The following is a 25,116-nucleotide window of genomic DNA, read 5'->3' as shown; positions in this document are numbered from 1 at the left end:
CAATGTCGGATTTATCGCCCCGCGCTGCCATTTTTTACGGCTGCGGGCTCGATGTAGCGGAAGCGGCGCGAACGGTCGCGGTCGCGTGGATCTGGACGCGGAATGGCGGAAAGCAGCGCCTGCGTGTAGGGATGATCAGGTGCGTTGCAGACCTTCTCTGCCTCACCGACTTCGACGATCTTGCCTCGATACATGACGCCCACGCGGTCGCACATGTAGCGAATGACGCCGATGTCGTGGCTGATAAAGATGTAAGCGAGCCCAAGCTGGTCCTGCAGTTTCATCAGGAGATCGAGAACCTGGAAGCGCACCGAAACATCCAGCGCCGATGTTGCTTCGTCTGCGACGATAATGCGTGGGTTCAAGGTGATGGCGCGGGCAATCCCTATGCGCTGGCGCTGGCCACCGGAAAAGGCATGCGGGTAGCGCTCACGGCCACGAGGATCGAGACCGACCTGTTCCATGAGGTGGCTGACCCTGTCATCCAGTTCCTTGCCTCGGGCAATGCCGTTGACGAGGAGCGGCTCACCAATAACCTGAGCCACCGTCATGCGCGGATTCAGCGAACCAAAAGGATCCTGAAACACCATGCGCAACTCGCGCCGGGCCTTTTTCAATTCCTCGCCCTCGATTTTTGCGAGATCGACCACGGAACCATCTACCTTGCGGTAGAGCATTTCGCCGGCGGTCGGGTCGTAAAGCCGCATGATGGCGCGGCCCATGGTCGTCTTGCCGGAACCACTTTCGCCGACGATACCGAGAGTTTCGCCCGGCAGCAGCGAAATGGAAACGTTATCGAGCGCCTTCACGGTGCCGAACTGCTGCGAAAGATTGCGCACCTCGAGAATGGGCGGCGCGGTCTGGTCCAGCGGCGGTCGGGCAAGCCGTATTTCCGCCTTCTGCTCCAGCTTCAGCACAGAACCTATCAGCATCTTCGTGTAGGGATCCTGCGGCGAATGGAAGATCTGCTCGACCGTTCCATACTCCTTGGCGACGCCGTGATGCATGACGAGCACGTCATCGGCAATCTGCGCCACCACACCCATGTCGTGGGTGATGAACAGAACCGCCATACCGCTCTGTTTTTGCAGGCGGGCGATGAGGTCCAGGATTTCGGCCTGCGTCGTCACATCAAGCGCCGTCGTCGGTTCATCGGCGATCAGGAGCTTTGGACGGCACGCCAGCGCCATGGCAATCATCGCACGTTGGCGCATGCCGCCGGAATACTGGAACGCGTAGCGGTCGATTGCCAGTTCCGGGTTTGGAATCTCCACCTGCCGCAGCAGATTGATCGCCTCGGCGCGCGCCTCGTCCTTTGACATCTTCATGTGAAGACGGATGGCTTCCGTGATCTGATCACCCACCGTATGCACCGGCGATAGCGAGGACATCGGCTCCTGAAAGATCATTGCAATGTCACGCCCGCGCACGGCACGGATCGCCTTGCTGCGCGGGTGCAATTTCGCCAGATCGATCGAGACGCCATCTGCCGTGTTCAGCATGATGGAGCCGGAGGCGATCTGACCGGGCGCGTCCACAATCTGCAGGATTGAACGGGCGGTCACCGATTTGCCGGAACCACTTTCGCCGACGACACAGAGTGTCTTGCCGGCTTCAATCGAGAATGAGAGATCGTTGACGGCACGAAACACGCCGGTTCGCAGGGGAAACTCGGTAACGAGGTTACGAACTTCCAGAAGCGGCTTGCGGGCGGGCATGGAGAGAACATCAGACATGGTTCGCCCTCACTTGTTGTAGGGATCGGCTGCATCGCGCAGACCGTCACCCAGAAGGTTGAGCGCCATGACGGCAACCACGACCGCAGCACCGGGCATGAACAGCCACGGAGCAGTCGCGATCGAGCGAATATTCTGGGCCTCGCGCAGAAGCACGCCCCAGGAGATGGTAGGCGGCTGAAGTCCGAGGCCGAGGAACGACAGAGACGTCTCCGCCAGAATCATGGCCGGGACTGCAAGCGTGACCGACGCAATGATATGGCTGGAGAAGCTCGGAAGCATGTGGCGGAAGATAATGCGACCTTCCGAGACACCATCGAGGCGGGCGGCGGCGACGAATTCTTCCGTTCTCAGTGACAGGAAGCGCCCACGAACGACGCGGGCAAGCTGCGCCCAGCCGGTCAGCGACAGGATGATCGTAATCATCATGTACTGCATCGTCGCGGGCCAGCCCTGTGGCAGGGCGGCGGCCATGGCAAGCCAGATCGGGATCGTCGGAAGCGAGAGAACGAAATCGATCACCCGCTGCATGAAGAAGTCGATGCGCCCGCCGTAATATCCCGAAATACCGCCAAGCACGATGCCGAGCATCAGCGAGATGAAGACGCCGACAAGACCGATGGACAACGAGATCTGCGCACCCTGTATAACACGGCTATAGACATCTCGACCCAGACGGTCAGCGCCAAACAGAAAGAGCGGGCGTGATGGGTCGCCTGACGCCAGAAGATGGACGTTGCTGTTGAACAGTCCGAGCACGGAATATTCGTATCCTCGACCGAAGAACTGGATTGGCACTTTCTTCGTCGTGTCCTCAACGAAGATTGCAGCCAGCGTCTGCGGATCGCGCGTCAGCTTCATGGGGTGGAAATAAGGCCCGATGGAAAAGCCGTTCGACGTATCGAACAGATGGATCCGCTGCGGCGGCGAAAACGTCGCCCGCGCATTCTGGGCAACAGGGTCGTTGATCGCGAAGAAGCCGGGAACAAGCGCCACGATATACATGGCAACCGTGATCCAGAGCGAGATCATTGCAAGTTTGTGGCGCTTGAATGCCCACCAGATAAGCTGCCACTGCGATGCAACGGCGGCGCGATCCGGTTGATAGGTTGTGATAGCTGCATCAACCATGGTCGCCCTCCTATTCGAGACGGATACGGGGATCGACCATGGCCAGCAGGATGTCGCTGATCAGGGATCCGATGAGGGTGAGTGCGCAGATGAGAAGCACGAAGGCACCTGCCAGATACATGTCCTGCGCCATGAGCGCCTGGAGCAGAAGCGGCGCTGCCGTCGGCAGGTTCAGGACGATCGCGACCACCACCGAACCGGAGATCAGGTTCGGCAAGAGCCAGGCAATCGTCGAGATGAAAGGGTTGAGCGCGATGCGCATCGGGTACTTTGTCAGCAGACGAAACTCGGAAAGTCCCTTGGCGCGTGCGGTCGTGACATAGGGTTTCGGCAGCTCGTCCAGCATGTTGGCGCGCATGACGCGAATGAGGCTGGCCGTAGACGAAACAGCAAGAATGGTCACCGGCAACCAGATGTGGGTCATGAGATCCACCATCTTGGCGATGCTCCACGGCGCTGTCTCGTATTCCTGCGAGAACAGGCCACCGACGTCGGCTCCGAATTCGACGGCTGCGACATACATCAGCACGAGCGCCAGCAGAAAGGAGGGGACAGACAATCCGAAGAAGCTGAAAGCCGTGAAGGCATAGTCGCCAATGGAGTACTTCTTGACGGCTGAGTACACGCCGATGGGCAGAGCGATTGCCCAAGTTGCCAAAAGGCTTGCGATGGCGAGAACGAGGGTGAGCGCCATGCGCTCCCAGATCAGGCCAGACACAGGCTGCTGCCATTCGAAGGAGATGCCGAAATCGCCACGGCTCAAAATGCCCCACATCCACTTGCCATACTGGACCAGCATGGGGTCATCGAGGCCGAAACGTTCACGCAATTGCGCAGCCGTGTTCTGGTCAACGACTTCGTTCGAAGCGGCAAGGGTTGCGATATAGGTGGTGACATAGTCGCCCGGTGGCAACTGAATGAGCACGAAAGCTAGAAAGCTGACTGCGAACAGGGATGGTATCATCCAGAGCAGCCGTTTCCCGATAAATTTCAGCATGGCAGGCACTCGTGAGCAAGGTCCGCCGGACGCCAGCAGCGATACTGCGCTGTCGTCCGGGAAACTTCGTGGAATGGAGCGCCGCCCTCAACAAGGCGGCGCCAGCTCTGGTGATCAGGTGTTGAAGGTGAATTGCTGCGGCAGAGCAGGACCCGGGTTCGGCCAGGACCAGCTGTCAGGCTGCTTTTCCGGAACGTTTCGCAGGTTATTGCGGATGACGCCAAAGCCGCCAACCGCAAGGCATACGCCGATCGTTTCGAACTCTTCAGCCGTAATGTCGAAGAGTTGCTTCATGATCGCGCCGCGCTTTTGCAGGTCCGCCGTGGAACGCGCCTCATCAAACAGCTTGAAGCGCTTCTTCTGGCTTTCCGGCGGCTCTTCGCCCTTTGCACCGTTGGACGTGTACCAGAGCGTCCACGGAATGGCATAACGGGAGCCCTGCGGGTGGAACGCGAAGAAGTCGCGCGGATCAAGCATCGGATCCAGACCGCCCGGACCCGGCCAGACCGCCGCATCATGAGCGTTGTCGTCACCGCGTGTATAATAAAGCGCGCGCTCGATGGTGTTGACCTTGATGTCGACACCGATACCTGCCCACTGCGTCTTCACCAGTTCCAGCACGTCGACCAGATCCGGATAGAGCGTCGGGATCACATCGATGGCAAAGAAGACCGGCTGACCATCTGGCCGCAGACGGATACCATTGGCATTCTTCTTGCTGTAACCCGCCTTATCCAGAAGTTCGTTTGCTTTGGCTGCATCGAACTGCGTGAACTGCCGCCCGAGCTTTTCATGGTACCACGGATGTGTGGGGCGTGGTCCTGCCTGATAGGGCTCGCTCTGGCCGAAGTAGACGATATCGATGATTTCCTGGCGATTCATGCCGAGAGACAGTGCCTGCCGGAACGACTTGTCGGCGAACATCTTGCGCATCGCCGGATCTTTGTGCGTCATGTTCAGGTAGATCTGGCACTGCTGCGAGGCAGAGGGGATCAGCGTCAGCAGGCGGTAATCGCCCTTTTTCATGTTCTCGGAAAGCGTTGGCTTATTCGCGAGAACGCTGACATGGCGCTCCTGAATATCGATCTTGCCGGAGATGACGTTCAGCATCAGCGATTCGACATCCTGGCTGATGCCGAAGTTGATTTCATCGATATAGGGCAACTGGTTACCTTCGGTATCGACCTGCCAGAAGTAAGGATTACGCGTCATCAGCACGCGTGTTGCACCGCCGGAATAGGCTTCCTTGACGACCCAGGGGTCGAGAGTCGGCTTTTCGACATTGCCCCAGCGAGACGGAATTTCGATATCGCCGCACTTTGCACGGAAGAGTTCGGGCCAGCTGTTGACGCCCGCTGCCTTCACATCATCGGCCAGCTTCGGATTGTACTTGGGCAGGAACTTGCTGCAGTAGTGTTTTGCAAACAGCGTGGGGTGCTGGCCAAGCGGCGTGGCGAGGTTTTCAAGATAGAGCGCATTCGGCCCGGCAAACTTGAACTTGACCGTGTAGTCATCAACCTTGGTGACTTCGACTGCCTTGCCTGCAACGGAAAGCTGCGCCGGGGTAGCGCTGTATAGCTCCTTGTTCTTGACGCAATCTTCGATAGCAAAAACAACGTCATCGGCAGTAAACGGGTTGCCGTCAGACCACTTTACACCCTGCAACAGATGGAAGGTGAACTCTGTCGCGTCCGCGCTGACTTCCCACTTCTCTGCAAGGTTGGGCAGAACCTCGGTGAAGTCCATGTTCCAGCGCACCAGGCCCTGGTTGCCAACCATGCGCAAAATGCCGTTATGGTCGGACGAGCCACGCAGGCCACGGCGCAGAGAGCCGCCATAGGAACCGATTTTTTCGAACGGCTTCACCACCATCGGCTTCGGCGGAATACGCTCGGCAAGCGGCGGAAGCTTCCCGTCTTTTACCATCGCCGCAAGCTGAGGCGCCTCTTTGCCAGTCGCAGCCGAAGCACCCCGTGGCGCAAGCGACATGGCCGCCGCCGCCCCGATGCCTGCCAGAACCGTACGGCGTGAAACGCCCGGCATCTTGTTATCCCCGTCACCCATCGTCTTCTCCTCCAGAAACTGAATGGCATCCGTGCCGCCGACTCCTCGCAGCACCGATGCGGCCCCTCCAGGCCAGCGGTCAAACCATATGCACGTTTTCAGATGATTACAAGTATTGACAGATTTTTACAGCTTTTATAAATCTGCCGCGATATTGCGAGCCCACGGGGTTCGCCGAGGGGTTTCAAAGGGAGAAGACGAAATGGCAGTCAGCGAAGCGGCGCGTGACAAATTGAAAGCGGTTTCGACCGCAACCTTGACGACTGTCATGCTGAAACGTGGCTTTCGCAATGTCTTCATCGCCGGCATTCACAAGATCAACCATGATGCACCGCGCATGGTGGGGCCAGCCTATACCTTGCGTTACATTCCCGCCCGCGAAGATCTTGATCATCTTGGTGTTTTTGCAGACCGCGGTCATCCGCAGCGTCGCGCTGTGGAAGAATGCCCGGAAGGGGCAGTTCTGGTCATGGACAGCCGCAAGGATCCAAGCGCTGCATCTGCCGGGAGCATTCTGGTAACGCGTCTCTGGAAGCGCGGAGTTGCGGGCGTCGTGACCGACGGAGGGTTCCGGGACACGCCAGATATCGCCGAACTCCCCTTCCCCGCTTATCACGCTGCTCCATCGGCGCCGACCAACCTGATCCGTCACCATGCCCTGGACATCAACCAGCCCATCGGCTGCGGTGATGTTGCAGTTTATCCAGGAGACATTCTGGTCGGTGACAACGAAGGCGTTGTCGTTATCCCTTCCGATATCGCCGAGGACGTGGCAAACGAAGCCTTCGAACAGACGGTTTTCGAGGACTTCGTCGAAGAACAGGTCCGCTCAGGTCGATCGATTTTCGGCATCTATCCGCCAAGCCCGGAAGCCGAAAAAGAATTCGCCGCCTGGCGAAAGGAAAAGGGGCGCTGATGAACAAACCCGAGCTCATTGCGAGCCAGAGACAGGACCCGCGGTTCAGCGACATCATCTACGAGAAGATCGTCGGAATGATTGCTGATGGTCGGTTTCCAGTCAACGAACGACTGCCTTCGGAGACCAACCTCTCGACAATGCTGGGTGCGTCGCGACCCGTCGTCCGCGAGGCTCTGGAAAAGCTCCGCGCGGACCAGTTGATCGTATCTCGCAAGGGTTCGGGTTCTTATGTCCGCCAGCGGCCGGATCAGTCTGTCCTCACGGAAGTGCCAGTCGGCTCCCTGGCCGACGTACAGCGCTTCTTCGAATTTCGCGCAGGGCTGGAAGCGGAAGCCGCCTCCCTGGCGGCGAAAAACTGGCAGATGCAGGACAAATCCCTCATCGAGTCGAGGTTCGACGAATTGGAAGCCTGTCTGCAGCGAGGGGATCTTGGCGCGAAAGAAGATCAGGCTTTGCACGACGCCATTGCCCTTGCGACAGGCAACCAGTTCCATACGCTGGTCAGGGAATGGTTCAAACCGCATATCGCCATCGGCATGTCGGTTACCCGTTCGCTCAGCCTGAAGAGAACGCCAGCGCATGTTCGTGCCGTCCAGGATGAGCACGCGGAAATCGTTGCGGCCATCTTCGCGCGCGATGAGCAGCGGGCCCATGGGGCAATGAAGACACACATATTGAACGCCCGCGCGCGCATGTTCCAGGGCGTATGACCAGCAAGGCACGGCGTGGGGAGACGTCGCCTGTCTTGGGTAAAGCATGCAATTGGAGGACATTATGCCATCGCCACGCGTGATACATCCGAAGGTGCGCCGTCTCATGGACACGCCTTTGAGGGTCGGGGAGTCGCCGACATGGGACGACCGGACAGGGGATTTGTGGTTGGTGGATGTTCTGGCTCCCGCCGTCTACTGTATCCGTGCGAATGGGAGCCTGAGCCATTATCCAATGCCCGCATTGATCGGTAGCCTAGCGCTCTGCGAAAGCGGCAAAATCATCGTGGCATTACAAACCGGCGTCCACGTCATGGACCCTGAATCCGGCGCGCTGACCTTGTTCTGCAATCCGGATGGTGGTCGTCCTGACAGCCGTTTGAACGATGGCAAGGTGGGGCCTGATGGGCATTTCTGGATCGGAACAAGAGATGAGGCAACGCCGCAAACCGGCAATGGACGCCTCTACCGGGTGGCTCCCGATGGAACGTTTCAGACGATCATCGAAGATGGTCTGCTCACCTCCAACGGCTTGGCATGGAGTGCAGATGGCAGAACAATGTTCCATTCCGATAGCAGCGGCCAATTTCTTCAAAGTTTTGACTTTGACCCTGCTACCGGCTCGCTCGGGCCGGCCAGAAGGCTGACCAAATTTACCAATGCAGAAGGCCGTCCGGATGGGGCCGCCATCGACACGGATGGCTTCTACTGGAGTGCTGGAGTGCTGGACGGAAAGCTGAACCGGATCAACCCGGACGGTGAGATCGTCGAACTCTATCAACTGCCGCTGAGCGGACCGACCATGCCGTGTTTCGGCGGTCCGGATCTTCGAACCCTTTTCGTCACAACGCTTGCGCGTGAGGTGAATGGCGAAATGGAGCACGGAACCGTCGTCGCCCTCGACGTAGATGTGACCGGCGTGCCGGTTCCCCGTTTCCCTATCTGAATCCGATTCTCCGAAAGGTTTCCCATGTCCATTCAAGCCATCAAGTCGGCCCTCGCCGGCGTATCCGGTGTGCCGGTTACTGCCTATGATTCTGCCGGAGAAGTGAACCCGGAGGTCACCCGCGAAGTCTATCGTCGCGTCGCGGATGCTGGCATCCACAATATTGTGGCTGCCGGAAACACCGGGGAGTTCTATGCTCTCACGGTCGATGAAATCTACAAGGTTCAGGACGCAGCAGTTGCGGGCGTCAGCGGCAAAGCTCCCGTCACCGCTGCAATCGGTCGCTCCCAGCGCGAAGCCCTGCAAATGGCGCGGCGCGCCAAGGAAATCGGCGCAAGTGCGGTCATGTCCCACCAACCGGTTGACCCCTTTGCTGCCCCTCAGTCACAAATCGACTATTTCCAGGGATTGGCAGAAGGAAGCGAACTGCCGCTGGTAGCTTATGTGCGCGCAGATGGCTTCAGCGTAGACGACATGAAGCGGCTGGCCGATCATCCCAATATTGCTGGTGTCAAGTTTGCGACGACTGATCTCATGCTGCTGTCGCGCGCGATTTCTGCCTCCAATACGAACGGCGCTCTCTATGTTTGTGGCCTAGCGGAAAGCTGGGCTCCGGCCTTTGCCGCAGCGGGTGCGAGAGGGTTCACATCCGGCCTCGTCAATGTCGCCCCGCAACTGTCTCTCGAAGTTCACAAGGCGTTGAGCCAGGGTGATTTCGAGACCGCCAGACTCGTCGTCGAGAAGATTGAGCTGTTCGAGCGTCTTCGGACGAAGTTCCGCAACGGTGCGAATGTTACGGTCGTCAAGGAAGCGCTTGAGATTCAGGGACTGCAGGTTGGTCCGGTGCGCGTCCCCGGACTGCCACGCCTGGATGAGGCAGACCGGGAAACACTGCGCCAGTTGATCGAAGGCTGGAGCGTCAAATAACCTTATGCTCCCGAATGGAAGCGTTGATCTGGTCACGCCAGTTCCGCGCTTCCTTCAGCGCCTCAGGAAAAAGGCCAGGAATGGCAAAGAACGAAGCTGAGGGGTCGCTTGGCTTCATGCCTTGCGCGGCGGCCAGAACTTCGGCACGCCGGGGGTCATCGCAGTCTCCACGCTTGCGCACTGCAGCCATCCATGTGCCGACAGCATAGGCTGTTGCGCCCGCAGTTTCTCCCTGCATCAGGGCATCGATCGCGGGGGCCAGCAGACGTTGCGGCAATTTCTGCGTCGTATCCAGCGAGATTTGTATGTTGCGATGCGCAATCGTCGGATTGGCGAAGCGGGCGAGAAGCTCATCGATATAGGCTGGAAGATCAATTCCTGGCACGGGGTCGAGAGTGCTGACCACTTCCTCCATGTGCTTGCGCGTCTTCGCGGCCAGTTCGGGAACCGCCATGACCTCGCGAATATAATCAAGGCCGTTGAGAATGCCGAGATGTGCAAGCAACGTGTGCGAGCCGTTCAGCAGGCGGAGCTTCATCTTTTCATAGGGCTCGACGTTTTCGGCGAAAATCGCTCCTCCCGCTTCCCACGCAGGACGCCCTTCGACAAACCTGTCCTCGATCACCCATTGCAAGAACGGTTCGGTATCAAGTGCCAGTCGATCATCCACGCCGAGAAGAGAGGCAGCACGCTGCCGGGTTTCTTCGGTTGCGGCAGGAACGATCCGATCCACCATCGAGCACGGAAAAGCGCCTTCCCGTTCGATCCAGTCTGCCAGACCGGCACCTTTGGTACGGGCCATGTCCAGCACCAGCCGCTGAATGACCCTGCCGTTGGAGGGAAGGTTATCACAGCAGAGAACCGTAAAGGGCTTCAACCCCGCAGCATGGCGGAGTGCCAGACCTTCAACGATGAAACCGAGCACACCGCTTGGCTTATGCGGGTTCGCGAGGTCATGCGCCACGGCTGCGTGGTCATGGTCAAGTCCGCCAGTCACCGGATGCAACCCATAGGCTTTCTCCGAGACAGTCATGGTCACGATCCTGATGGCCGGATCAGCCAGATAATCGAGGACGCGTTGTCCGTCCTTCGCAGCGCAGATCCAGTCGACCGTTGCCCCCAAAACTTCTGAACTGTCTCCTGCCTCGCTCCGCACCGTGATGGAATAAAGCCCATCCTGCGCGGCGAGCGCCTCCACCGGTTCCGGCGAACGAAGGTTTACGGCCACAATCCCCCAGTCACCAAACTGCGCCTCAAGGGCTCTCTGCGTATAGACCGCCTGGTGAGCGCGATGAAAGGCGCCGAGACCGATGTGGAGGATACCGGGTTTCAGTCTATTCCGATCATATCCGGGGCGACGTACATTGGCTGGCAGGGCTGAACCTTTGGAAAGAAATACCATCTTTATGCTCCCAGCCCATAGCGCTGGTGTTTCAACGTTCTTTCGATGCCACGCAATTCTGCCAGACCCTTGAGACGCCCGATGGCCGGATAGCCCGGTTGCGCGCCGCGTGTCAGGTCGTCCAGAATTTCCTGGCCGTGATCCGGCCGCATGGGGATCTGGTGGTCCGCGCGCCCTTCCTCCAGGCGCCTCGCCTCTTCCGAGACAAGCGCTGCGATGACTGCAACCATGTCTGTGCCACCCTCCAGATGCTCGTCCTCGAAGAAAGAACAGGGCACTGTATCCGTATCACGCGTTACATTGCGCAGATGCACGAAATGAATGCGATCGGCGAAACGCGTAGCTATAAAGGGCAGATCATTATCCGCCCTTGCCCCCAACGAACCGGTGCAAAGGGTCACGCCATTGGCTCGCACATCTACCTGGCCAAGCATGTGCGCATAGTCTGCCTCAGTGGACAGAATGCGCGGAAGACCCAAGAGCGGCCACGGCGGGTCATCACCGTGCGCGCAGATATTGATGCCAACCTCTTCCGCAACGGGCGTGACTTCACTCAGGAAATCGATGAGGTTCTGCTGCAACCGCTCTCGGTTAACACCCTGATAGGTGCGTAGCTTCTCCAGCAATTGATCCAGCGTATAGCCATCCGCCGAGCCGGGAAGGCCAGCGCCGATGTTCTTGCCAAGCGCTGCGATCTTGCTATCCGCCATCTCAGAGAAGCGACGATGAGCCTCCTCCCTCAACCATTCCGGATAATCGAGCGCGGCATCCGGTCGTTTCAGGATGTGGACATCGAAGGCGGCAAAATCCGTCAGGTCGAAGCGCATTGCCTTGGCGCCGTGCCGTGTTTCCCAGCGCAAATCCGTGCGCGTCCAGTCCAGCACTGGCATGAAGTTGTAGCACACCGTGCGGATGCCGGACGCGGAAAGACGGCGAAGCGTTTCCTGCCAGTTGGCAATGTGTCGCTTCCAGTCGCCCGTCTGGGTCTTGATGTCTTCCGAAACCGGAACGCTTTCAACGACATCCCAGTAAAGACCACCCGCCTTGATCTCCTGGTGTCGCTTTGCAATCTCGTCCACAGGCCAGACTTCGCCCGTCCCGATATGGTGCAGAGCACTGACAATACCCTCCGCGCCCGCCTGTGCCGCATCCTGCACGCTCACTTTGTCGATCGGGCCGAACCACCGCCACGTATGTCTCATCGTCTTTTCCTTAAGATTCTAGTCTGTCTGACTGAAGGTCAACTGAACCTTGCACGCGACAGTTCTGTCACCGGCCTGCTCGAAGGCGTCGATAGCCTGCTCGAGAGGAAACTCGTGGGAGATGATCGGCCTGACATCGATGGCCCGGCTTGAAATCAGATCAACGGCCTGAGCAAACTCCGCGTGAAAGCGTTGCGATCCACGCCAGACAATTTCCTTGCCCACCAGGGCATTCAGCGGAATGGTGATGTCACCCGTCACGCCAACCTGAACGATCGTTCCTCGCGGTTTGATTGCTGCGAAGGCGGATCTGAGGGCAGGACCTGCAGCAGAACAGTCAAACACTACATCGAATTTGCCCTTGTTTTCTTGATAGGGAGCTAGCGCCTCCCCATCGCGCGCCACATTAATCGCGACATCCGCTCCCATGACCGGAGCACGGGCAAGGGCCGCATGGGTCAGGTCCGTCACAACAATTGTGCCAGCACCAGCGTGGCGGGCCGCCGCGACAACCAGCAGACCGATCGGGCCAGCGCCGGTGACAAGCACCGTCTTGCCTGCCAGATCACCTGCTTGCGAAACCGCATGAAGGCAGACAGCCAAGGGTTCGGCACAGGCGGCCTCGCCGGGCGTGACATTGCCGCCAACCGCATGGCATTGTCTGGCGGGTACGACCAGTTGATCGCGGAACATTCCGTTTTCGTGTGGCAGGCGCATGGCAGAGCCCATGAACCGCATATTCAGGCAATGAATTGGCTGGTTGATGGCGCAATATTCGCAATGGCCGCAGGGCTGCGAAGGGTTGACCGCCACCAGTTGCCCGACGGCAAGATTGCTGACGCCGGACCCTAGCGCCTTTACGATGCCGGAAGCTTCGTGACCGGCGATGATGGGTTCACGCACCCGCACGGGTCCAAAGCCCCCATCCTGATAGTAGTGCAGATCCGATCCGCAAATACCACCCGCCGCCATGGCAAGCAGAACTTCGCCCTCGCCCGGCATGTGGGTGCCAATTTCCTCCACGCGCAGATCGCGTGTCGCGTGGAGACGAGCAACGCGCGTCTTCATGTGTTTCTAGCCTCGATGGTTGAGATTGGGGCTCCCGCGACGAGACGCGGGAGCCTTTCGATTAGCGAATGAGGCCCATTTCCTTCGGCAGCCAAAGTGTAATGCCTGGGATGAAGGTGATCAGCAGGAGCGCGATGAGCAACGGCACCAGCCATGGAACGATCGCCATAGTAGTACGCTCCACGGAAAGCTTTGCGACACGCGAAAGTACGAACAGGACCATTCCCAACGGCGGATGAAGAAGACCGATCATCAGGTTCAATGTCATGATCAGACCAAAATGGACCGGATCGATACCGAACTGCTTCACGAGCGGCAGTAGAATCGGAACGAGAATGGTGATGGCCGCGATGGTATCCAGGAAACAACCGACGAAGAGCATCAGCAGGTTCACGAGAATGAGGAAGACCCACTTGTTGCTCGTGATCGACAGGATTGCATCCGAGAGAAGCTGGGCGGTCTGGCTCACAGTCAGCAACCATGCAAACACTGAGGCGGCTGCAACGATGAACAGAACCGAAGCCGTGGTTTCCACCGTATCCAGTGTGGCCTTGGCAACCGACTTGAACGTCATGGTGCGATAGCGGACCATGCCCAGGAAAAGCGACCAGAGTACTGCCGCGACAGCTGCTTCTGTGGGCGTGAACCAGCCCATCGTCATGCCGCCAATCAGAATGACGGGTGTCATCAGCGCCATGACAGCAGAGAAGTCAAAATACCAGTCGCATAGCAAAAGCACGATCAAGGCAACGAAGATGGCCCAGTTCAACGAAAGGCCAAGCATCGTCAGGATCCAGATGCCGGTCGGCACAGCCATCACGACGAGAACTTCAAGAGATGCGCCCAGCAAGTTTCTTATGCTGAAAGGCGTATCGGAACCCCACCGCTTGACGTAAGCGAAGATAGCGACGGTGATCATCATCAGCACGGTCATGACCACGCCGGGGATGATGCCCGCCATGAACAGAGCGCCGATAGAGACATTGGCCATCATGCCGTAGATGACAAAGGGCAGCGAAGGCGGGAAGATGGGCCCAAGCGTTGCGGATGCCGCGGTAACGCCGACGGCTGCTTCCACCGGATAGCCGTGGTCCTTCATCGCCTTGATTTCGATGGTGCCGATACCCGCTGCATCGGCGAGCGCCGTGCCCGACATGCCGGAGAAAACGACAGAGCCGATGATGTTGACCTGCGCCAATCCGCCCTTCATCCAGCCAACAAGCGCGACCGCGAATGAGTAGATGCGGCCTGTGACACCGGCAATGTTCATGAGATTACCAGCCAGAATGAAGAAAGGAACGGCCAGCAGAGGAAAGCTTTCAACGCCCGCGATCAGACGCTGAGCGGCAATGATATCCGGCGCGACATCATAGAACACGATGTACAGAACCGACGAGACGGCCATGGACACTGCAACCGGCAGCCCCAGCACCATCAACGCCAGAAAGGATCCAATCAGGAGAAGCATATCAATCAATCCTCTGCGTTCTGGAAGGCTTCAGGGCGCTCGAGAACGGAATAGCCGCGGCGCATATTGGCAATGAAAACCTGGATGGAACGGCCCAGCATCAGGACGAAGGCGGCGAGAACCGTATAAAAAACAATGTTCCGGGGCAGTTGGACAGTCACCATTTCTTCATCGGCGACGATCTCCATGTAGCGCCACATGAGCCACGAGCCGTAGGCGAAGAAGCCGATGCGGATGATATCCACCGCCGTCGCCATGATGCGCGTCACGCGGGCCGGGAGGTAATGGTACAGAACGTCGACCTGGATATGCCGTGACATTCGCACGCACATGACCGAGCCCATGAACACGACGCCGATCAGGCAGTTGACGGCGATTTCTTCCGTCCAGGCGTAACTGTCATTCAGCACGTAGCGCGTGAAGAACTGCAGAAACACGCAAGCCGTCATCACCCAGAAGAGGCCAAGAGTGAGCCAGTCCTCGAAGGCATAGACCTTGAGGTCGACATGGGCCGGCGCTTCGTCGAAGGTATGCGCCAATTCCTCCGGTGTGACCGGTGTATGGATATCCTGTGCCGCAGACATCAGCAATTTCCTGTTCAAGAACATAGCTTCGCCGGTCAGGCAGTCGCCTGATTTTTTGAAGAGGCCTGTCGATTGGCGACAGGACACGGATCGAAGCGGATTGCAGAAGGGGGCGCGGCGTCAGCCGCCGCGCCGAGGGCGTTACTTGATCGCGCGGATGGCGTCCCAGTCAGCTTTTTCGTAACCGAAGTCCTCGAGCTTGACCTTCTCGATGACGTTCTTCTCAAAATCAGCCTTATCGATTTCCGTGACCGTGATGCCCTTTTTCTTGAACTCGTCGACGAGTTCCTTCTCGCGGGCCTCGATCTTCTTGGTGCCACGCTCAGCTGCCTGTTGAGCCACTTCCGAGAAAATCTTCTTGTCCTCGTCAGACAGGCTGGTCCAAAGCTTTTTCGAGAAGAGCGTATTCAGGTGGTCCACAATATGGCCGCTCAGGACGATGTTCTTTTGAACTTCGTAGAACTTCTTCGCCTCAATCGTCGTCAGCGGATTTTCCTGCGCATCGACAGTGCCGTTTTGCAGGGCAAGGTAAACTTCAGCGAAGGCAATCGGCGTCGTGTTCGCACCGCATGCACGCGGCATTGCAAGGTAGGCTGGCACATCCGGAACGCGCATCTTCACGCCCTGCAGATCGGCGCATTTGGAGATCGGCTTGTTGGATGTCGTGTGGCGCGTACCGTAATAGGTGACGGCTGCGATATGGTTGCCGGTCTTATCCTCGTAGCCCTTGGCCAGACGCTTGAAAACGTCACTCTTGGTGTAGGCGATGAGATGGCTCGGGTCACGGAAGATGTAAGGGTAGTAGGTCACACCGATCGGCTTGAAATCGCGCGCAGCAAAGCTGGAGCCCGAGATGATGATATCGACCGTACCGAGCTTGAGGCCCTGATTGATATCAGCTTCCTTGCCAAGCTGCGATGCCGGGAAGACATCGATCTTGTAACGTCCATTCGTCCGCTTGGCGATTTCCTGCGCCGCCCAGACGGATTCCGTGTGGAACGGCTCGGACGTTTCATACACGTGCGCCCATTTGAGCGCAGTCTCGGCGTGCGCTGAAAGCGTGGATGCCACGATGACGGCGGCAGCTCCCAGCAATGTCTTGAATCTCAGTTTCATTCTTTCCTCCCAAGTGAAACCAGACTTATCGAACGACCGAACCGGAGCGGCTCAATCATTTCTCTCTCGGTTGCTCCTCCCCGAAGCTTTCCGAGAATCTCTTTTGCGCCAACGTCAGATGGCTGCGCATTGCCTCGCGCGCGGCGGCAGGATCACCCGTCGCCAGCGCATCGCGAATGATATGATGCTCCTCCAGAGCCAGCTTCCAGGTATGCGGGCCCTCGAAATAGCTGGCGAGTTTGGTGAAGTAAGGCGACATGCGGGAATCGTAGATCAGGCCCGTAAAATGCTTGAGGGCCGAATTTCCAATCATATCCGCAATGGCGGTATGAAAATCGCGATCGCAGCCCAGCGCCACCTCCGGCTCATCGAGCGAGCGTGCCATCCGCTCGAGCGTGGCATCGATCCGTTGGAGACCAGCTCGCGTCACGCGCCGTGCGGCCTCTTCAGCAATCGCGCTTTCGATAAGGCATCGCGCCTGCAGAATTTCCAGCGGACCTTCTGTGTCTTCCAACTGACGAAGCTCATCAGACCCCTGAGGTTTCTGGCTGATATAGACCCCCGACCCCATGCGGATCTGGATATGGCCTTCGACTTCCAGGACAATCAGCGCTTCACGAACCGTTGGTCGAGACACGGCGAAACGCTCGGCAAGTTCACGCTCCGGCGGCAGACGCGTACCGGGCTTCAATTCGCCGGCCTCTATCAGCGCGCGTATCTGTTCCGCGACCTGCCGATAAAGGCGGCGCGGCTCCAAAGCCACGAACATTGAACCCTCCCCGCGCATCCTCTCCCGATGCGCCATCGGTCAGATTGTCTGACCAATTGCTACTATGGGTTAATTCCTGCAGGTGTCAAGCGGGAAAGTTAAGGACATGCTAAGAAGCAGGAGCATCGATCGGATCCGGCAATCTGACACCATATTGCTCAGCAAGAGCACTGAATGCCTGAGACGTGGCAGGATCAAATTGAACGCCTGCGGCTTCGCGCTCGCGCGCGACACGCCATTCGCGATCACCCGGCGCCATGACATCTGCACCGTCCCGCGGGCGCGATCCACGCAACTGTTCCAGATATCTTTGCATGCCTGCGTCGAACGTCGCCCGATCCACGAAGGCTTCCGGCTTCAGTGCCAGCACGAAGGCACCCATTTCCCTTGGCGTTTCAAAATCCGGCCCGCCCATAGGGGCGATGTCGAATGAAAGGCGCATCCCCGTCAAAACCGCGCTGAAGATTTCGGCGACGCCCGCGAGTGCGGCACCCTTGAATCCGAAAGCCGCACCGATCGGCGCCAGCATTTCAGTTGCGTTCGCATCCGTCGTATCAACACCATCGGCATCCGAGGCGACCGCTGGCGGCAAGGCCAGCCCAAGGCTCCGGTAAAGAAGAACGCGATTGAAGGGAATGGCGCTCGTTGCCATGTCCAACAGCCAGGGAGCATCTCCAGACACAGGAACTGCAACGCTGATGGGGTTCGTGCCATGGAATCGCTCTGCACCATCGTGCAAGCGAACAAAGCTGTCGGAGTTGCAGAATGTGATGCCGAGAAAGCCCTTCTCGGCCGCATGAAGCGAATAGGCACCCGCCGGACCGAAGTGCGATGTATTGCGAATGGCAACGGCCCCGATGCCGAATTGACCGGCAAGCTCTGTTGCAAGGTCCATTGCCTCGTAAGCAGCCAATGCGCCATGGGCGTGATCGGCGTCCAGAGAAGCCACGGCGCCAAACTGGTTTGCGACCTTCAATTTCGGCGCCTTGTTGACCCGCCCCCCATTCAGAACCTGAACATAGTGGGGAAGCAGCCGTATGCCGTGGCTATCCACGCCAAACCGCGTTCCATGCATCATTGCACGCGTTGCAGCCTTTGAAGTCGGCTGATCGGCACCCGCCGCCAACAGGATGTCGAACGTAAATCGCTCCACTTCAGCCAGCGTCAGTCGCGGTTCGAGGTTCTGGTCCAAGAGATCATCTCTTCCATAAAAACGTCTAATGCACACACTAGACGTTTCAAAATATATGTGCAATCCCTCATATCCGCTGATCCATAGGAAATCGCTGTCACGTCATGCACACAAACAATCGCGTCCCGAAGCTGTACCGACAGGCGTATGACGTGCTGGTCCGCGACATCCGTTCCGGGGCCTATCAGCGTGGGATGCGGCTGAGCGAAACCCAAATTGCCGAGCGCTTCAGCATAAGCCGGGCTCCGGCGCGGCAGGCACTTCAGGAACTGGAACGTGACGGCCTTGTGCGCAAGGCAGAAGGCCGAGGATACGAGATTAGCGACTGTGACCGATTGGGCAATTCTCAGCTTTTAGCAGAGCTGCCCCTCGCAGAAGTCGAACCCAGATCAAGCTGGGAACTCATCTATCCGGAAGTCGAGTTGGAAATCGTCTCCCGCACGGCGCTTGCCAGTTGGCGGATCAACGAGGCTATTCTTGCAAAACACTATGGAGTAAGCCGTACCGTAGCTCGTGATGTTGTGGCGCGGCTACAGGAGCGGGGCATTGTTCGCAAGGACCAAAGCGCCCGCTGGTACGCGCAGGCCCTGACACGCGACCACATTGAAGAGCTTTACGAGTTACGCTGGGTGTTGGAGCCGCTTGCCTTGCAAAAGGCGGCTCAACGACTCCCGTCAGAGCATTTCACGCTATTGAGACAGCATCTTGAGCAAGCGCTGGATGCCTCCCAGGTTCCCAGCGAAACGCTTGACCGGCTGGAGCAGGAACTCCACGTCGATCTCCTATCGCACTGCGGCAATCAGGCGCTTTTGCGCGCCGTAAGTCTGCCTCAAGCCCTGCTGGTCGCGCATCATTTTCTCTACCGTCAGACTTCGGACATGTTTGCAAGCGAGCCGTTTCTACCCGAGCATCTGACCATCATCCAGAACCTGGAACAGGGTCATATCGCGATGGCTTGCGATGCGCTGGTCCATCACCTTCAAGTGTCCCGCCAACGAGTCATGCTGCGCATTGAAGCCGTGGCCAACAGCATTACGCCTGCCGCACTGCCTTATCTGGAGCAGCTGTAGCGGTAGCCATTCGATATCCTGGAGGAGGATCCGCAATGAAAATTACTGCCGTCGAACCGTTCATTCTGCATTTGCCGCTCACATCGGATTCGATCTCCGACTCCACCCACAGCATCACGCATTGGGGCGTGGTCGGCGCAAAGATCACAACGGCTGATGGCCTGGAAGGCTACGGCTTTACCGGAACACATGCGCATCTGGCCTCGGACAGGCTGATCACCGCCTGCATTCGCGATTGCTATACGCCGCTACTTTTGGGAGAGGATGCGGCGGACCATCAGCGTCTCTGGACGAAGCTCGCACGCTACCCGGCTCTTCAATGGGTCGGGCGCGCGGGCATTACGCATCTGGCGCTGGCAGCGGTGGATGTCGCACTGTGGGATCTCGCGGCCAAGAAGGCGGGCGTTCCTTTGTGGTCACTGCTGGGCGGAGCGAGAACCGAAAAGTTGGAGGCCTATAACACCGACATCGGCTGGATTTCCTTCTCGAAGGAAGCGTTGATCGCCGGCTCGGCGCGGGCTGTGGAAGAAGAGGGCTTCACCCGCATCAAGATCAAGGTCGGCCATGATGATCCGAATACGGACATCGAGCGCCTCGCCGCCGTGCGCGCCCGTGTGGGGAACAATGTTCGCATCGCGATCGACGCGAACGGTCGCTGGGATCTTCCAACCTGCCAGCGCTTCTGCGCACGGGCTAAAGGACTGGATATCTACTGGTTCGAGGAACCCATGTGGTATGACGATATCGCCAGTCATGCAGCGCTTGCCCGCAATACATCGATACCCGTCGCATTGGGCGAACAGCTCTACACCGTGGATGCTTTCCGCAGCTTCATCAATGCGGGAGCGGTTCAGTATGTGCAGCCGGATGTGACCCGGCTCGGCGGCATCACCGAATACATCCAGGTCGCCGATCTGGCACTCGCGAACCGGCTGCCGGTCGTACCTCACGCTGGCGAGATGAGCCAGGTGCATGTGCATCTCAGCTACTGGCACCCGGCCTCAACAATCCTCGAATATATCCCCTGGATCAAGGATCACTTCCACGAGCCTTCTCACGTGAAGGACGGCATTTTCCTGCGCCCGCAACAGCCGGGGGCAAGCACGACACCCTTGGCCGAAAGCGTTGAGCGCTACGGAAAATCTCTTTCCTGATCGATCAGCGGGCGGGGAGCAGCAAATCCCCGCCTTCGGCTTCCTGCATCATCAGCGCAAGAAGCTCCTTCGGCACATCATCCAAAACGGCATATTTCCAGCGCGGATTGCGATCCTTGTCGACGATCACCGCGCGAATGCCTTCGATGAAATCGCCATGCTCCAGGACGCGAGAAACGAAGCGGTATTCATTGCGAATGCCGATTTCCAGCGTGTCCGCCTCACGAATGGCTTTCAGCGTTGCCTGAAGCGAGATGGGGGAACCACCGCGAATGGCTTCCAGCGCCTTCATGGCCCATTCGGACGACAGACCGCTTAGACGATCGACGATATCGTGGACGGTCTCACCGCTAAAAGCGTGATCGATTTCCGCCTGTCTTCCGGCGAGAACCGAGGTTGGCGGTGTTGACGAGAATTCAGAGATGACCGTTGCATCGCCAGTTTCTATCAGTCTGGCTTTGAGAGCTGCCAGCTTTTCACGCTCGACATAATGATCCGCAAGGTTGGCGTAGATGGCGTCGGCACCGTTCATGCGCGTGCCGGTCAGTCCCAGATATTCGCCCAGATGACCAGGTGCCTGATGAAGGAGATAGGTGCCTCCGACATCGGTAATGAGGCCGATGCTGCATTCCGGCATGGCGACAACGGAATGCTCCGTCACGATCCTGTGCGAACCATGGGCCGAAAGCCCCACACCACCGCCCATGACGATGCCATCCATGAAGGCAACATAAGGTTTCGGATAGTGCGCGATCATCGCATTCAGCCGATACTCATACCGCCAGAAGGCATTTCCGGCATCGAACTGACCGGCCCGCCCATGTTCGTACATGGCCGACAGATCGCCACCAGCAGAGAAGGCACGTTCACTATCGGAATCCGCCATGACCAGCGAGATAGCGGGATCATCCCTCCAGCGGGTCATTGCGTCGGTCATGCCGTCAACGATGGCTTCGTTCACCGCATTCAGCACCTTGGGGCGGGTTAGCGTGATATAGCCGACACGGCCTTCGACGCGGATGGTGAGGTCGGAATTGTTCATGCCGAATATCCTGTCATGACGGACTTAACTGTGATCCCAGTGGGGTTTACGCTTTTCGAAGAAGGCGGCAATGCCTTCTTTAGCCTCATCCTGCTCCCAGGCATCGGCCAGTGCGATGATGCTTTCCTCGATCCCGTCAGCGTCGAGTGATCGGCAGAGAGAACGCGCAAGCGCCTTTGCAGAAGCAACAGCACCCGGTGCCGTTGAAAGATAAAGCTCCGCTTCCGCAACCGCTTCGTTCATCAAGGTGTCCGCACTCACGACACGCGACACGATCCCGAGTTCTACGGCTTCCACAGCCGAAAACCGCTTCGCCGACATGAACACGCGTCGTGCCCGCCCCTCGCCCATCCGCGCCAGAACATAGGGGCCAATAGTTGCCGGAATGATGCCGAGCCGTGTTTCTGTCAGACCAAACAAGGTCTCCGGCGTGGCCAGCACCAGATCACACACACAGGCCATACCCACACCGCCGCCGAAAGCGCTGCCATGGATGGCGCCGATCAACGGCTGCGGCAGCGCGTTCAATGCGCCTAGCATGGTTGCGAGTTTGCGCGCCTCCGCCATGCGCGTTTGCCGATCAGACTGCATTTGCTGGCGCATCCAGTCCAGATCGCCACCGGCACAAAATGTCGCTCCCTCACCGGAGAGAATAATAGCCCGCCAATCGCGCCGACTTTGCGCGCCTGCGGCAAACTCCGTCAGTTCCGCGATCATCTGCACTGATAGGGCATTGCGCTTTTCTGGGCGGTTCAGACGAAGCTGAACGATGCCACGCGCGTCAACGTCGATCTTGATCGCCTTGCTCATGTGCCGCTCCTCAAGGTCTTGGCGAAGGCCGCTGCTTCGTCCAATGCATCCAAATCGAGACCGGTCTCGAAACCTGATGCAGCTAGATGCCGCGCCACGGCTTCCGTTGCCACATTGCCCGCCGCCCCCGGCGCATAGGGGCAGCCGCCCAAGCCACCGACCGAGGCATCGAACACCCGCAACCCCTTTTCCAGCGCCACATCGATATTGTGGAGCGCCCGACCGCCGGTATCATGAAAATGCCCTGCCAGTTTTCCAGCCGGAACGACATCCAGTACAGCTTCCAGCATGGCTGCCACGGCTTGCGGCGTGCCGCGCCCCAGCGTCTCTCCAAGCGAAATTTCATGGCAACCGAGTGCCGCCAACCGGTCTGCAACACGGGCAACCTGTGCGGGTTCAACACGGCCCTCGAAGGGGCAATCGATAACAACCGACACATAGCCGCGAAGCCTGACATCATCGGCCAGCGCCGCTTCGGCCACTGGCTTTAGGCGCTCAACACTCTCGGCAATCGAAGCATTGAGATTGGCACGGCTGAACCCCTCTGTGGCCGCAACAAAGATTGCCACCTCATCAGCACCGGCCAGCCTTACAGCCTCGTATCCCCTCAGGTTCGGTACAAGCACCGCATAGGAAAGACCTTCGCGACGTGGAACACCCGCCATCACCTCTGCCGCATCTGCCATTTGCGGCACCCATTTGGGACTGACAAAACTGGTGGCCTCGATACGGCGAAACCCGCAGCGATTGAGCTTTTCGATCAGAGCTAGCTTATCAGAGGTCGGGATCACCCGCTTCTCGTTCTGCAGCCCGTCGCGTGGACCGACCTCATAAAGCTCCACGAATTCAGCCATGCGGCACAGCCTCCGGCTCCAGCTGAACCAGCGGATCGCCTGCGGAAATCTGCTCTCCTTCGGCGACGAACACCTCCGCGACACGGCCTGCCCGCGCGGCTTTGAGCGTGTGCTCCATCTTCATAGCTTCCAGCACACACAGATGCTGACCGGCATCCACCGTCTCCCCCGCTTGCACCAATAAAGCGCGCACCAGTCCTGGCATCGGTGCCAGCGTTACATCACCGCCGGGACAGGGCGACTGATCGCGATCAAGCGGATCGTGCAAGCGAAAGCTCAATGAGCGCCCGGACGAGAAGACATGGAAACCCTCGGCTTCAACAACCTGAAAGCCGGACTGCCCTTCGAGCGACCAGCAGGAAGCATGCCGCACCGCCGAAAACACCTCACCTTCAATTGATGCCTGCGCTTGATCGGGGTGAGTGAGTTGAAGCCTCATCTCCAGCGTTTCTCCCGCCTGTTCCAGAGCAATCTTTTGGTCCAGTGGTGCCCAGAGAGAAAATCCGGCAAGCGGATCGTTGGGAATTGCCGCAGCATGCAAAGCAGCCAAGGCCGCCATAGCCATCTCTTGCCTACGGCTCTCCGGCTTTGCGGTCAGCGCAGCAAGGTCTCGGGCAATCAACCCTGTATCGACTTCGCCTTTGGCAAATCCTTCATGACGGGAAAGCGCGGCCAGGAATGTCAGGTTCGTCACCGTTCCTGCAACCTGAGTTTCATCCAAGGCGCGGGAAAGCTTTGAAAGCGCGATGTCACGCGTCGGCCCGTGGGTGATGATCTTGGCGATCATCGGATCGTACCAGGGCGAGATCTCATCGCCGCTACGAACACCGGTATCGGCACGGCAGTTGCTGGGAAAAGTCAGATGTGCCAGCCTGCCCGTTGCGGGCAGGAAACCGGCCTCCACGTCTTCCGCATAAAGCCGGGCCTCGAAGGCATGGCCGTTCAGCCGGATGTCATCTTGGCCAAGCGGCAGCCGCTCGCCACTTGCCACGCGCAGCTGCCACTCCACCAGATCGAGCCCGGTAATGGCTTCCGTTACGGGATGTTCTACCTGAAGCCGGGTGTTCATTTCCATGAACCAAAAGCGATCCGGGCGCAGCCCTTCAGACCCATCGACAATGAATTCGATGGTGCCAGCACCGGAATAGCCGATGGCCTTCGCAGCCTTGACCGCCGCCGATCCCATGGCTTGGCGCATCTCAAGCGTCATACCGGGGGCTGGTGCCTCCTCTATGACCTTCTGATGTCGCCGTTGGAGCGAGCAATCCCGCTCAACAAGGTGCACAGCGTCTATGCCATCACCAAACACCTGCACCTCGATATGACGAGGCGCAGCGACATATTTCTCGATGAGAACGGCATCATTGCCGAAAGCATTTGCAGCTTCCGCCTTGGCGGAGCGAAGCGCATCGGCAAAGTCGGAAGCGCTTTCCACCCGCCGCATTCCCTTGCCACCACCACCGGCGACGGCCTTGATAAGTACCGGATAGCCGATGCGTTCGGCCTGCTGAGCCAAAAATGCACCGTCCTGATTATCCCCGTGATAACCGGGAACAACAGGAACGCCCGCCTTTTCCATCAGCGCCTTTGCCGCATCCTTCAAGCCCATGGCACGGATGGCCTCAGCGGAAGGGCCGATGAAGACGAGACCGGTTGTCTTCACTGCTTCAACGAAATCCGGGTTTTCCGACAGAAAACCGTAGCCGGGATGGATCGCCTCCGCACCCGTTTGAAGCGCAGCGGCGATAATGGCCTCACCCTTCAGGTAGCTCTCCTTGGGAGCTGCACCGCCGATGCAAACCGCCTCATCCGCCAGCTTTACATGGAGCGCATTTCGGTCTGCCGCCGAATAAACGGCAACCGTCGAGACGCCCATTTGGCGGACTGTCTTGATGATGCGGCAGGCAATCTCACCGCGATTGGCAATCAGGATCTTGCGAAACATTGTTCTCTCC

General features: G+C 58.5%; 22 protein-coding genes. 6 read left to right on the top strand and 16 right to left on the bottom strand.

Going from position 1 to position 25,116, the window contains the following annotated elements:
- Nucleotides 1-11: 11 nt before the first annotated feature.
- From MUU53_RS13715 to MUU53_RS13700, 4 genes are all read right to left on the bottom strand, one after another.
- Entirely contained in the window at nucleotides 12-1,736 is a 1,725-nt protein-coding gene (locus MUU53_RS13715; RefSeq protein ID WP_247261398.1) for an ABC transporter ATP-binding protein, read from the bottom strand.
- A 9-nt stretch (nucleotides 1,737-1,745) separates the two neighbouring features.
- Entirely contained in the window at nucleotides 1,746-2,867 is a 1,122-nt protein-coding gene (locus MUU53_RS13710; RefSeq protein WP_247261397.1) for an ABC transporter permease, read from the bottom strand.
- Between the two features lie 10 nt (nucleotides 2,868-2,877).
- Entirely contained in the window at nucleotides 2,878-3,864 is a 987-nt protein-coding gene (locus tag MUU53_RS13705; RefSeq protein WP_165131377.1) for an ABC transporter permease, read from the bottom strand.
- A 114-nt stretch (nucleotides 3,865-3,978) separates the two neighbouring features.
- Complete coding sequence (locus MUU53_RS13700; RefSeq protein WP_247261412.1) at nucleotides 3,979-5,928, bottom strand: ABC transporter substrate-binding protein; 1,950 nt, start codon at nucleotides 5,926-5,928, stop codon at nucleotides 3,979-3,981.
- A 202-nt stretch (nucleotides 5,929-6,130) separates the two neighbouring features.
- Between MUU53_RS13700 and MUU53_RS13695 the strand changes: the two genes are divergently transcribed.
- The 4 genes from MUU53_RS13695 to MUU53_RS13680 all read left to right on the top strand — a co-directional run bounded on the left by MUU53_RS13695 (nucleotide 6,131) and on the right by MUU53_RS13680 (nucleotide 9,430).
- Entirely contained in the window at nucleotides 6,131-6,844 is a 714-nt protein-coding gene (locus tag MUU53_RS13695; RefSeq protein WP_247261396.1) for a ribonuclease activity regulator RraA, read from the top strand.
- On the top strand, nucleotides 6,844-7,557 hold the full coding sequence (locus MUU53_RS13690; protein ID WP_165131380.1) for a FadR/GntR family transcriptional regulator: 714 nt from the start codon (nucleotides 6,844-6,846) through the stop codon (nucleotides 7,555-7,557). Before MUU53_RS13695 ends, MUU53_RS13690 begins: the two co-directional genes overlap by 1 nt.
- A gap of 64 nt (nucleotides 7,558-7,621) precedes the next feature.
- Complete coding sequence (locus tag MUU53_RS13685; RefSeq protein WP_247261395.1) at nucleotides 7,622-8,503, top strand: SMP-30/gluconolactonase/LRE family protein; 882 nt, start codon at nucleotides 7,622-7,624, stop codon at nucleotides 8,501-8,503.
- A gap of 24 nt (nucleotides 8,504-8,527) precedes the next feature.
- Nucleotides 8,528-9,430, top strand: a complete 903-nt coding sequence (locus tag MUU53_RS13680) for a dihydrodipicolinate synthase family protein (RefSeq protein ID WP_247261394.1) — start codon at nucleotides 8,528-8,530, stop codon at nucleotides 9,428-9,430.
- Here MUU53_RS13680 and MUU53_RS13675 read toward each other — a convergent pair.
- From MUU53_RS13675 to MUU53_RS13640, 8 genes are all read right to left on the bottom strand, one after another.
- Nucleotides 9,423-10,832, bottom strand: coding sequence for a mannitol dehydrogenase family protein (locus MUU53_RS13675; protein ID WP_247261393.1), 1,410 nt, complete (start codon nucleotides 10,830-10,832; stop codon nucleotides 9,423-9,425). The two genes, MUU53_RS13680 and MUU53_RS13675, sit on opposite strands and share 8 nt — an antisense overlap.
- Nucleotides 10,833-10,834: 2 nt before the next feature.
- Nucleotides 10,835-12,034, bottom strand: a complete 1,200-nt coding sequence (uxuA, locus tag MUU53_RS13670; RefSeq protein WP_247261392.1) for a mannonate dehydratase — start codon at nucleotides 12,032-12,034, stop codon at nucleotides 10,835-10,837.
- 18 nt (nucleotides 12,035-12,052) lie between these two features.
- Nucleotides 12,053-13,102, bottom strand: a complete 1,050-nt coding sequence (locus MUU53_RS13665) for an L-idonate 5-dehydrogenase (protein ID WP_247261391.1) — start codon at nucleotides 13,100-13,102, stop codon at nucleotides 12,053-12,055.
- Nucleotides 13,103-13,163: 61 nt separating this feature from the next.
- Nucleotides 13,164-14,570 (bottom strand): TRAP transporter large permease, encoded by a 1,407-nt coding sequence (locus MUU53_RS13660; protein WP_247261390.1) that lies wholly within the window; start codon nucleotides 14,568-14,570, stop codon nucleotides 13,164-13,166.
- 5 nt (nucleotides 14,571-14,575) lie between these two features.
- Nucleotides 14,576-15,154 (bottom strand): TRAP transporter small permease, encoded by a 579-nt coding sequence (locus MUU53_RS13655; protein ID WP_247261389.1) that lies wholly within the window; start codon nucleotides 15,152-15,154, stop codon nucleotides 14,576-14,578.
- A gap of 141 nt (nucleotides 15,155-15,295) precedes the next feature.
- Entirely contained in the window at nucleotides 15,296-16,270 is a 975-nt protein-coding gene (locus tag MUU53_RS13650) for a sialic acid TRAP transporter substrate-binding protein SiaP (protein ID WP_247261388.1), read from the bottom strand.
- A 55-nt stretch (nucleotides 16,271-16,325) separates the two neighbouring features.
- Nucleotides 16,326-17,039, bottom strand: coding sequence for a FadR/GntR family transcriptional regulator (locus MUU53_RS13645; protein ID WP_247261387.1), 714 nt, complete (start codon nucleotides 17,037-17,039; stop codon nucleotides 16,326-16,328).
- 109 nt (nucleotides 17,040-17,148) lie between these two features.
- The gene (locus tag MUU53_RS13640) at nucleotides 17,149-18,231 is read right to left on the bottom strand and encodes an Ldh family oxidoreductase (protein WP_247261386.1); all 1,083 of its coding nucleotides are present in this window, start codon (nucleotides 18,229-18,231) and stop codon (nucleotides 17,149-17,151) included.
- Between the two features lie 104 nt (nucleotides 18,232-18,335).
- On the opposite strand from MUU53_RS13640, the gene MUU53_RS13635 reads away from it, so the two are divergent.
- Nucleotides 18,336-19,301: a GntR family transcriptional regulator gene (locus tag MUU53_RS13635; protein ID WP_247261385.1), complete on the top strand. Its 966-nt coding sequence runs from the start codon at nucleotides 18,336-18,338 to the stop codon at nucleotides 19,299-19,301.
- Nucleotides 19,302-19,336: 35 nt separating this feature from the next.
- Nucleotides 19,337-20,455: a mandelate racemase/muconate lactonizing enzyme family protein gene (locus MUU53_RS13630; protein WP_247261384.1), complete on the top strand. Its 1,119-nt coding sequence runs from the start codon at nucleotides 19,337-19,339 to the stop codon at nucleotides 20,453-20,455.
- Between the two features lie 4 nt (nucleotides 20,456-20,459).
- On the opposite strand, the gene MUU53_RS13625 is transcribed toward MUU53_RS13630, so the two are convergent.
- From MUU53_RS13625 to MUU53_RS13610, 4 genes are read right to left on the bottom strand one after another with little or no spacing between them, the layout of a single operon-like run.
- A complete protein-coding gene (locus MUU53_RS13625; RefSeq protein WP_247261383.1) occupies nucleotides 20,460-21,497 on the bottom strand; it encodes an enoyl-CoA hydratase/isomerase family protein in 1,038 nt (345 codons plus the stop codon).
- Nucleotides 21,498-21,521: 24 nt separating this feature from the next.
- Nucleotides 21,522-22,307: a crotonase/enoyl-CoA hydratase family protein gene (locus MUU53_RS13620; RefSeq protein ID WP_247261382.1), complete on the bottom strand. Its 786-nt coding sequence runs from the start codon at nucleotides 22,305-22,307 to the stop codon at nucleotides 21,522-21,524.
- Nucleotides 22,304-23,161, bottom strand: coding sequence for a hydroxymethylglutaryl-CoA lyase (locus MUU53_RS13615; protein ID WP_247261381.1), 858 nt, complete (start codon nucleotides 23,159-23,161; stop codon nucleotides 22,304-22,306). The genes MUU53_RS13620 and MUU53_RS13615 overlap by 4 nt, the downstream gene beginning before the upstream one ends.
- Entirely contained in the window at nucleotides 23,154-25,106 is a 1,953-nt protein-coding gene (locus MUU53_RS13610; protein ID WP_247261380.1) for an acetyl/propionyl/methylcrotonyl-CoA carboxylase subunit alpha, read from the bottom strand. The genes MUU53_RS13615 and MUU53_RS13610 overlap by 8 nt, the downstream gene beginning before the upstream one ends.
- Nucleotides 25,107-25,116 lie beyond the last annotated feature (10 nt).

The sequence above is a fragment of the Affinirhizobium lemnae genome (assembly GCF_022968395.1).
GTDB lineage: Bacteria > Pseudomonadota > Alphaproteobacteria > Rhizobiales > Rhizobiaceae > Neorhizobium > Neorhizobium lemnae.
Note: the sequence above shows the minus strand (reverse complement) of the source record. Positions and strands in the feature narration are given on the sequence as shown.

What these genes read in the sequence shown, in the direction of transcription:
- MUU53_RS13615 (WP_247261381.1), bottom strand. Translation starts at nt 23,161, where the DNA reads ATGGCTGAATTCGTGGAGCTTTATGAGGTCGGTCCACGCGACGGGCTG.
- MUU53_RS13675 (WP_247261393.1), bottom strand. Translation starts at nt 10,832, where the DNA reads ATGGTATTTCTTTCCAAAGGTTCAGCCCTGCCAGCCAATGTACGTCGC.
- MUU53_RS13625 (WP_247261383.1), bottom strand. Translation starts at nt 21,497, where the DNA reads ATGAACAATTCCGACCTCACCATCCGCGTCGAAGGCCGTGTCGGCTAT.
- MUU53_RS13680 (WP_247261394.1), top strand. Translation starts at nt 8,528, where the DNA reads ATGTCCATTCAAGCCATCAAGTCGGCCCTCGCCGGCGTATCCGGTGTG.
- MUU53_RS13665 (WP_247261391.1), bottom strand. Translation starts at nt 13,102, where the DNA reads ATGAAGACGCGCGTTGCTCGTCTCCACGCGACACGCGATCTGCGCGTG.
- MUU53_RS13685 (WP_247261395.1), top strand. Translation starts at nt 7,622, where the DNA reads ATGCCATCGCCACGCGTGATACATCCGAAGGTGCGCCGTCTCATGGAC.
- uxuA (WP_247261392.1), bottom strand. Translation starts at nt 12,034, where the DNA reads ATGAGACATACGTGGCGGTGGTTCGGCCCGATCGACAAAGTGAGCGTG.
- MUU53_RS13650 (WP_247261388.1), bottom strand. Translation starts at nt 16,270, where the DNA reads ATGAAACTGAGATTCAAGACATTGCTGGGAGCTGCCGCCGTCATCGTG.
- MUU53_RS13660 (WP_247261390.1), bottom strand. Translation starts at nt 14,570, where the DNA reads ATGCTTCTCCTGATTGGATCCTTTCTGGCGTTGATGGTGCTGGGGCTG.
- MUU53_RS13645 (WP_247261387.1), bottom strand. Translation starts at nt 17,039, where the DNA reads ATGTTCGTGGCTTTGGAGCCGCGCCGCCTTTATCGGCAGGTCGCGGAA.
- MUU53_RS13700 (WP_247261412.1), bottom strand. Translation starts at nt 5,928, where the DNA reads ATGGGTGACGGGGATAACAAGATGCCGGGCGTTTCACGCCGTACGGTT.
- MUU53_RS13715 (WP_247261398.1), bottom strand. Translation starts at nt 1,736, where the DNA reads ATGTCTGATGTTCTCTCCATGCCCGCCCGCAAGCCGCTTCTGGAAGTT.
- MUU53_RS13610 (WP_247261380.1), bottom strand. Translation starts at nt 25,106, where the DNA reads ATGTTTCGCAAGATCCTGATTGCCAATCGCGGTGAGATTGCCTGCCGC.
- MUU53_RS13710 (WP_247261397.1), bottom strand. Translation starts at nt 2,867, where the DNA reads ATGGTTGATGCAGCTATCACAACCTATCAACCGGATCGCGCCGCCGTT.
- MUU53_RS13620 (WP_247261382.1), bottom strand. Translation starts at nt 22,307, where the DNA reads ATGAGCAAGGCGATCAAGATCGACGTTGACGCGCGTGGCATCGTTCAG.
- MUU53_RS13655 (WP_247261389.1), bottom strand. Translation starts at nt 15,154, where the DNA reads ATGTCTGCGGCACAGGATATCCATACACCGGTCACACCGGAGGAATTG.
- MUU53_RS13635 (WP_247261385.1), top strand. Translation starts at nt 18,336, where the DNA reads ATGCACACAAACAATCGCGTCCCGAAGCTGTACCGACAGGCGTATGAC.
- MUU53_RS13705 (WP_165131377.1), bottom strand. Translation starts at nt 3,864, where the DNA reads ATGCTGAAATTTATCGGGAAACGGCTGCTCTGGATGATACCATCCCTG.
- MUU53_RS13695 (WP_247261396.1), top strand. Translation starts at nt 6,131, where the DNA reads ATGGCAGTCAGCGAAGCGGCGCGTGACAAATTGAAAGCGGTTTCGACC.
- MUU53_RS13690 (WP_165131380.1), top strand. Translation starts at nt 6,844, where the DNA reads ATGAACAAACCCGAGCTCATTGCGAGCCAGAGACAGGACCCGCGGTTC.
- MUU53_RS13630 (WP_247261384.1), top strand. Translation starts at nt 19,337, where the DNA reads ATGAAAATTACTGCCGTCGAACCGTTCATTCTGCATTTGCCGCTCACA.